The organism is Streptomyces sp. NPDC004561 (assembly GCF_053602155.1).
This window is the reverse complement of record NZ_JBSGDB010000059.1, coordinates 22,103-28,432: the sequence shown is the minus strand read 5'-3', so window position 1 is coordinate 28,432 and position 6,330 is coordinate 22,103. Positions and strand designations below refer to the sequence as shown.

Below are 6,330 nucleotides of genomic sequence, written 5' to 3'. Positions count from 1 at the left end.
TGCGCGCCTTGTACGGGGCGGGCCGTCAGGCCGACGCCCTCGCGGTGTTCAGCCGGGTGCGGGACCTGCTGATCGAGGAGCAGGGTATCGAGCCCGGTCCCGAACTGGCCGAGGTGCACCGGCGGATCCTGGCCGGCGATCCCGCGCTGGCCGGACCCGACCGGGATCTGCCGAAGCCGGCGCGGCCTCGGCCGCAGCGGGAGGGTGCCGAGGGCGGGGGCGCGCCCGGGCGGGACGGCGGCGGCGACGGCGAGGCCGGTCGGGGGACGGCGGCGGCGACGGCGGCCGTGTCCTTCGCGTGGCAGCCGGTGCCCGCCCAGCTCCCCTACGATGCGCCGGACTTCGTCGGCCGGGCCGAAGAGGTCGACGCCTGGCTCGCGCTGCTCACCGAGCCGGTGCGCCGGGCGCCGGTCGTGCTGGCCGCCGCCGGGATGGGGGGTGTCGGCAAGACCTGTCTCACCCTGCACATCGCCCACCGGGCCCGGGCCCACTACCCCGACGGGCAGCTCCACACCGATCTGCGGGGCAGCGGGGCCGACCCGGCGAAACCGGGCTTCGTCCTGGCCGGGTTCCTGGCCGCGCTGGGCGTGCCCGAGGACGAGGTGCCCGACGGCGTCGAGGACCGCTGCCGGCTGTTCCGGTCGCTGGTGGACGGGCGGCGGCTGTTGATCGTCCTGGACAACGCGCGGGACGCCGCCCAGGTTCGCGAGCTGATCCCGGGGTCGTCGAGCTGCGCCGTCATCGTCACCAGCAGGTCGCCCATGTTCGACCTTCCGTTGACGGCCCAGCTCCTGCTGGAGCCGTTCCGCTCCGGGGAGGCGCTGGACCTGCTCGGCTCGATCATCGGCCCGGAGCGGCTGGCGGTGCAGCGGGAGGACGCGCTGAAGCTGGTCGAGGCCTGCGGCCATCTGCCGCTCGCGGTGCGTATCGTGGCCACCCGGCTGGCTGCGCGGCCTGCCTGGACGGCGGCGACGCTGACCGCGCGGCTGGCGGACGAGCAGCGGCGCATCGCCGAGCTGCGGATCGGGGCGCTGGCCATCGACGGCGTCTTCGAACTGGGCTACGAGCAGCTCACCGTCGCGCAGGCGCGGGCCTTCCGGCTGGTCGCCCTGGCCGGTGCGGCGGACATCGGGGTGCCGGCGGCGGCTGCCGCGATGGGTGTCGACGAGGCCACCGCGGAGGTGCTGCTGGAGTCGCTGACCGACGCGGCGATGCTGAAGTCCGCCAAGCCCGGCCGTTACGGGTACCACGATCTGGTGCGGGTCTTTGCCCGGCAGCGTGCGGAGTCGCACGACCCTGGGGAGGCGGCGGCGGCTCTCGGCAGGCTGCTGGACTTCCTGCTGGCGACGGCCGCCAGCGCGTTCCCGCACGCGATTCCCGGGGACGCGGTGGCGGACGCGTTCGGCCCTGTGAGATCGGCCGGGCTGGAGTTCCGTGACGTGCACGCCGCGCGTGCCTGGGTGGCGGCCGAGATCGACGGCCTGGTCGCGGCGGCGTTGAGCGCCGTCACGCTGAGGCTGCCGGACGCGACGCAGGACCGGCTCGGCAGTGCGGTCGACCTGCTGCTCGCGGTCAGCCCGTTCACCCACGCCGTGTGGTACGAGCGGATGACCCCGGTGGCGCTGGCGCTGGCCGAGACCGCGGAACTGACCGGCTGTCAGCGGATCGTGGGGCGGGCGCGGATGCTCTGCGGGGGCATCGCGTTGCGCGCGGACCGGATCGAGGACGCGGGGCGGGACGCGGGGCTGGCCGTCGAGGCGGCCCGTGCCGCGGGAGACGTGTACACGCTGCGTCAGGCCCTCAATGATCTGGGTCTCGTGGCGCAGTTCCTGCGCCGCTTCGAGGAGGCGGCGGCCTGCTACGACGAGGCGATCGCCCTGGCGCACGCCCTGGGCCACCACTCCGGTGCGGCGGTGACGACCGTCAACGCGGCGCTGGCCCGGGTGCGCAGCGGGCGGCCCGAGGAGGCCATCCCCTCGTGCGAGTCCGCGTTGTCGCTGATGCGGGAGCTGGGTGACAGCGTCGGCGCGGCCTATGCGCTGTATGTGCTCGCTCTGGCGTTGCACGAACTGGGCCGCTACGAGGAGGCGGTGGCCCGCTACGGCGAGGCCCTGACGGTGTGCCGGGCGGCCGGGCTGCGGGAGCGGGAGGCGCAGGTGCTCTACCGGTTGGCGGAGACCCTGCGCAGCACCGGGCGGCAGCGGGAGGCCGTGGAGCATGCGGCCGCGGCGGTCGCCCGCTGTGAGGAGGCGTGTTCCGAACGGGACCGGGCGCAGGCCCTGGTCGTCCTGGGGCGGGCGCTGGCCGATCTGGGAGAGGCGGAGCGGGCCAGGGAGCGTCTGGAGTCGGCCCGCGGTGTCTTCACCCGCCTGGGGTTGCCCGACGCGGCCGACGTGTCGAAGCTGCTGGTCGGGCTGGCGGGGCGCAACGGCGGGGAGCAGGGGGGCGGGAGCGGGGCGGCGTACGGGAACGGCCGCCCGGGGCGGGAGGTGTCCGCGCCGCCGGACGGCCGTGTGTCAGCCGTGGATCACATCTTCGCGTTCGGCGGGTCGTAGCTCGATCCGGTGTTGTTGACGTCGGTGCGCCAGTCGACGCTGTGCTCGCCCCCCGGCGTGCGGGTGTGCGCCGGGCCGGCGAGGGTGGAGCCGACGGTGCCCAGGGCGGTCGCGGCGAGCAGCGTCAGGCCGAGTGCCGTACAGGCGCGGGGCAGCTGAGACATGGGAGGTCCTCCTTGGCGGTCACCACCGGTGGTCTGCCGGTGGTCGATTGGGGGGGTGCGCTGCTGCGGGCGGGTCGTGTCAGCAGCAGAGGGGGATGTCGTTGGTGGGCGAGGGGCTGTGGATCGCGGTCAGTGCGTCGCGGAACTCCGGTGCCGGCGCCGTGGTGAGTGAGGCGGGGAGCGCCGCCAGCAGCAGGGCCAGGACCGCCGTCCGGACGGCTCGGTGGTGCAACGGGCCGGTGACGGCCCCTCCGGGCGTGCGGGCACCCGTGGGGCGGGTGGAGGCGTTCGGCATGCGGAGCATCTGCTTTCGTCGGGGGAGGAACCGGTGAACGGTGCCGGGGAGGGGGCGGCCGCCCCTTTCCCATGCGGTCTCCTGCGACGTTAGGCGCCGGCGATCAACAGGGATTCAGCAACCGATCTACGACCAGGTCGCGCGCCGGTGAGCGGCGGGTTTTGCGGCGGCTGCCGGTGCGCCGGGCGCCTCTGTGACGGCTGCTCGGCCCGTGGCCGGGAGCAGGCTGCTGCGCTGGCCGAGGCAGCGCAGGCTCTGCCGGTAGGCGCCCAGGGCACGGTCGGTGTGTCCGGCGCGCTCCAGCAGGTCCCCGAGGTCGTTCCAGGCGGAGGCCGCCTGCCGGTCCGCCTCGGAGGCCTCCAGCAGCAGCGCGGCCCGCTCGCAGCCGGCCTCGGCCGCTGCCGCGTCCCCGAGCTGCAGTTGGGCGCCGGCCAGCACCAGGAGGGTGCGGGCGGTCTCCAGCCGGTGTCCGCCGCCCAGCAGTTCCAGTGCCCGCCGGGCGTGCCACTCGGCCTGGACGGCGTCGGACTCCAGCAGGCACGCGCGGGCCAGCGCGGTCTCGCAGTACGCCATGTCGACGGTGCTGCCGTGGTCCGCCAGGCTCTCGGCGCTGCGGGTCAGCTGCGCCTTGGCCTCTGCGAGGTCGCCGTCCTGTGTCTGCATCAGCACCGACGCGTAGGCGTTGCGCAGCCGGGACAGCGCCCGGGCGTCGTCGCCCTCGGAGTAGATGGCCAGGGCGCGTTCCAGCAGCAGCAGGGCGTCGGCGGAGGCACCGTTACGGTGCGCGACCACTCCGGCGTTCCAGTACGCGGCGCCCAGGGCCTTGCGGTCGCTGATCCCCTCCGCCTCCTCGATGGCGGTGCGGGCCAGAGCGGCCGCGCGGTGCAGATCGCCGCGTTCGCAGTGCAGGCCGACGAGTGTGGCCAGCAGTTCGACGCCCAGCACGGTCGGGGTGAGCTGGAGCCCGCGGGCCTCCTCCAGGGTGGCGGTGGCCAGGTCGATCGCGTGGGCCAGATCGCCCATCTCCCGGTAGCAGCGGCACAGTGCCACCGCCACCGCGAGCCGCGGGATCAGGGACTGCCCGTAGCCGGCGTGGTCCAGCAGCGCCTGGTAGCGGTCGGCGGCCTCCTCCAGTCGGCCGTCGTACTCCAAGGCCTGGGCCACGCCGTATTCGGCGGACAGCCGGACGGCGTCCTTCCCGGCTTCGGCGGCCTCGTCGCGGACCGCCGCGTAGGTGTTCAGGGCCGTCTTCGGGTCGCCGTTGCGCAGGCTGATCTCCGCGTAGCGCAGATCGGTCTGGAGGGTGTCGTGCCGTTCGGTCGTGAGCAGTTCCAGCAGGTGTCCCGGGGCGCAGCCGAGCCGGGCGGCGATCTGTTCCAGGACTTCCGGGGAGGGGGTCCGCTTGCCCGCCTCCAGCAGCGAGATGTAGCTCGGGGAGAGGGTCGCGCCGGCCAAGTCCATCTGCGACAGGCCTGCCTCGCGGCGCAGCTGGCGGATCCGTGAACCCAGGGCCTGCGATTCCGCCATGATGGCTTCCCCTTATTGTGACTGACAGCAGGACATAATGAGTGAATATACTCGGTCAATGCCTGGTGTTGCCAGGCCTGCATGTCGGCCGACAAGCGGGGTCGAGATTGCGCCGCCGCGGGGTCGTCTCCTACGGTTCAGCCGGCGGGGAGCAGCCCCCCGAGTCCGTGGGCACGCTCCACGACGAAGCCCTCCGCGCGGTCGGTTCCGCTCAGGCTTCCGTGGAAGCGGTCCGCGGCCTCCACTGCCGCCAGGTCGAGGGGGCGGAAGCCCGGCCGGGCGGCACCGAAGGGTTTGAGGGCGCTCCGTTTGGCCGCGGCGTGGGCGGTGATGTCGACGAACGCCTGGGGGGCGAAGCGGGAGAAGGCGGGGGTGCGCATCTCGCCCGGCCGCATGCCGTAGAGGTCGACGCGGCAGGTGCGGGTGGCGGCGGCGACCGCCCGGGCGGTGAGGCGGTGGTCGGCGTGGCCGTCGCCGCTCCAGTGGGTGAGCACCGCCCGGGGGGCGACTTCGGCGATCAGCCGGTCCACCGCGGCCACCAGGGCGATCTCGCCGAGGTCGGCGACCTGTCGGTTCTCGCCGCCGGTCGGCCAGCGCAGTTCGTAGCCGAGGGTCGCGGCCGCCTGCTCGGTGTGGCGGGTGCGCTGCTCGGCTCCGGCGCCGGACTCCGGCAGGGAGAGGACGGCGGTGACCACCCGGACGCCGTGCGCGCCGAGGTGGGCGATGGTGCCGCCGGCGGCGATCTCCGCGTCGTCGGGGTGGGCGACCACCACCAGTACGGAGGCGCCGGGTGCGGCGCCGTATGCGGTCACACCTGCCATCCGTAGAAGGCCACGGTCTTGTCGATCTGCTCGGCGGGCAGCCTGGCGTACCACTCCAGGGTCTCGGCCAGGGAGGTGGTGTAGTCGCTCAGCCGCAGGTCGCCGAGGACGTCGCGCAGCTCGGTCATGTCGGCGGTGAGGACGGTGCGGGGCACCTCGCCGGGGCGCATCGGCAGGTGCTGGATGCCGGCGGCGTTGCCGAAGTGCTCGTTGACCGCGGTGGCCACCTCGTTGACGCTGACGCTGATGCCGCTGCCGCAGTCCGGGATCACGTCGGTGCGCTCGGTGCGGGTGAAGCGGATGGTCATGTCGGCGAGGTCGTGGGAGAAGACCATGTCCACGATCTGCTCGCCGTCGCCGTACACCTGGATGGGCAGGCCCCGCATGGCCTGGGCGGCGAAGGCGGGGACGATCTTGCGGATGGGGAGCAGCGACTGGCCGGGGCCGTAGGCGTTGTAGTAGCGCAGGGAGCAGATGCGGCTGGGGCCGGAGTCGTTGGCCATCTGGGCGAAGGACTCCGCCGCCGCCTTGGTGATGGTGTAGGCGTTCAGCCAGACGTTGGGCTTGCCGGGGTAGAAGACCCGGGGCACTCCGCAGGTGCCGGCCGCTTCGAAGACCTTGACCGTGCCGCCTATGTTGACGTCGATGGCCTCCTGCGGGGTCTCCTGGAGTTCGGAGGTGCCGAGCACGCCGGCCAGGTGGTAGACCTCCTCGGCGTCCTGGAAGGTCTTCATCAGCAGTTCGGAGTCGCGCACGTCGCCCTGCACGAAGCGGGCGTCGGGACTGAGGGCCTTGGTGCCGATGGGCACCAGGTCCAGGACCGTGACGTCGTGGCCCTCCTCGATCAGGCGGCAGGCGATGGTGCTGCCGAGGAATCCGCTTCCGCCTGTGACGACGGCTTTCATGGGGGTCTCCTTGGGTGGGTGTGCGAACGGACGGACGGGGGCGGGCGGACGGGGGGTGGCGCC

Annotated in this window: 6 protein-coding genes; 1 reads left to right on the top strand and 5 read right to left on the bottom strand. The window is 73.6% G+C overall.

What is annotated here, in order from left to right; all coding sequences use genetic code 11:
- On the top strand, nt 1-2,555 hold a 2,555-nt coding region (locus ACWEN3_RS11205), incomplete at its 5' end, for an ATP-binding protein (protein ID WP_452968541.1).
- On the opposite strand, the gene ACWEN3_RS11200 is transcribed toward ACWEN3_RS11205, so the two are convergent.
- The 5 genes from ACWEN3_RS11200 to ACWEN3_RS11180 all read right to left on the bottom strand — a co-directional run bounded on the left by ACWEN3_RS11200 (nt 2,528) and on the right by ACWEN3_RS11180 (nt 6,267).
- The gene (locus tag ACWEN3_RS11200) at nt 2,528-2,719 is read right to left on the bottom strand and encodes a hypothetical protein (protein WP_452968539.1); all 192 of its coding nucleotides are present in this window, start codon (nt 2,717-2,719) and stop codon (nt 2,528-2,530) included. The two genes, ACWEN3_RS11205 and ACWEN3_RS11200, sit on opposite strands and share 28 nt — an antisense overlap.
- 79 nt (nt 2,720-2,798) lie before the next feature.
- On the bottom strand, nt 2,799-3,014 hold the full coding sequence (locus ACWEN3_RS11195) for a hypothetical protein (RefSeq protein ID WP_452968537.1): 216 nt from the start codon (nt 3,012-3,014) through the stop codon (nt 2,799-2,801).
- A gap of 126 nt (nt 3,015-3,140) precedes the next feature.
- Entirely contained in the window at nt 3,141-4,541 is a 1,401-nt protein-coding gene (locus ACWEN3_RS11190) for a helix-turn-helix domain-containing protein (RefSeq protein WP_452968535.1), read from the bottom strand.
- Between the two features lie 137 nt (nt 4,542-4,678).
- Nucleotides 4,679-5,353, bottom strand: a complete 675-nt coding sequence (locus ACWEN3_RS11185; protein WP_452968532.1) for a PIG-L deacetylase family protein — start codon at nt 5,351-5,353, stop codon at nt 4,679-4,681.
- On the bottom strand, nt 5,350-6,267 hold the full coding sequence (locus tag ACWEN3_RS11180; protein ID WP_452968529.1) for an NAD-dependent epimerase/dehydratase family protein: 918 nt from the start codon (nt 6,265-6,267) through the stop codon (nt 5,350-5,352). Before ACWEN3_RS11180 ends, ACWEN3_RS11185 begins: the two co-directional genes overlap by 4 nt.
- Nucleotides 6,268-6,330: the final 63 nt, after the last annotated feature.

Excerpts from the sequence above, each read along its gene's own strand:
- ACWEN3_RS11200 (WP_452968539.1), bottom strand. The coding sequence starts at position 2,719 with ATGTCTCAGCTGCCCCGCGCCTGTACGGCACTCGGCCTGACGCTGCTC.
- ACWEN3_RS11180 (WP_452968529.1), bottom strand. The coding sequence starts at position 6,267 with ATGAAAGCCGTCGTCACAGGCGGAAGCGGATTCCTCGGCAGCACCATC.
- ACWEN3_RS11195 (WP_452968537.1), bottom strand. The coding sequence starts at position 3,014 with ATGCCGAACGCCTCCACCCGCCCCACGGGTGCCCGCACGCCCGGAGGG.
- ACWEN3_RS11190 (WP_452968535.1), bottom strand. The coding sequence starts at position 4,541 with ATGGCGGAATCGCAGGCCCTGGGTTCACGGATCCGCCAGCTGCGCCGC.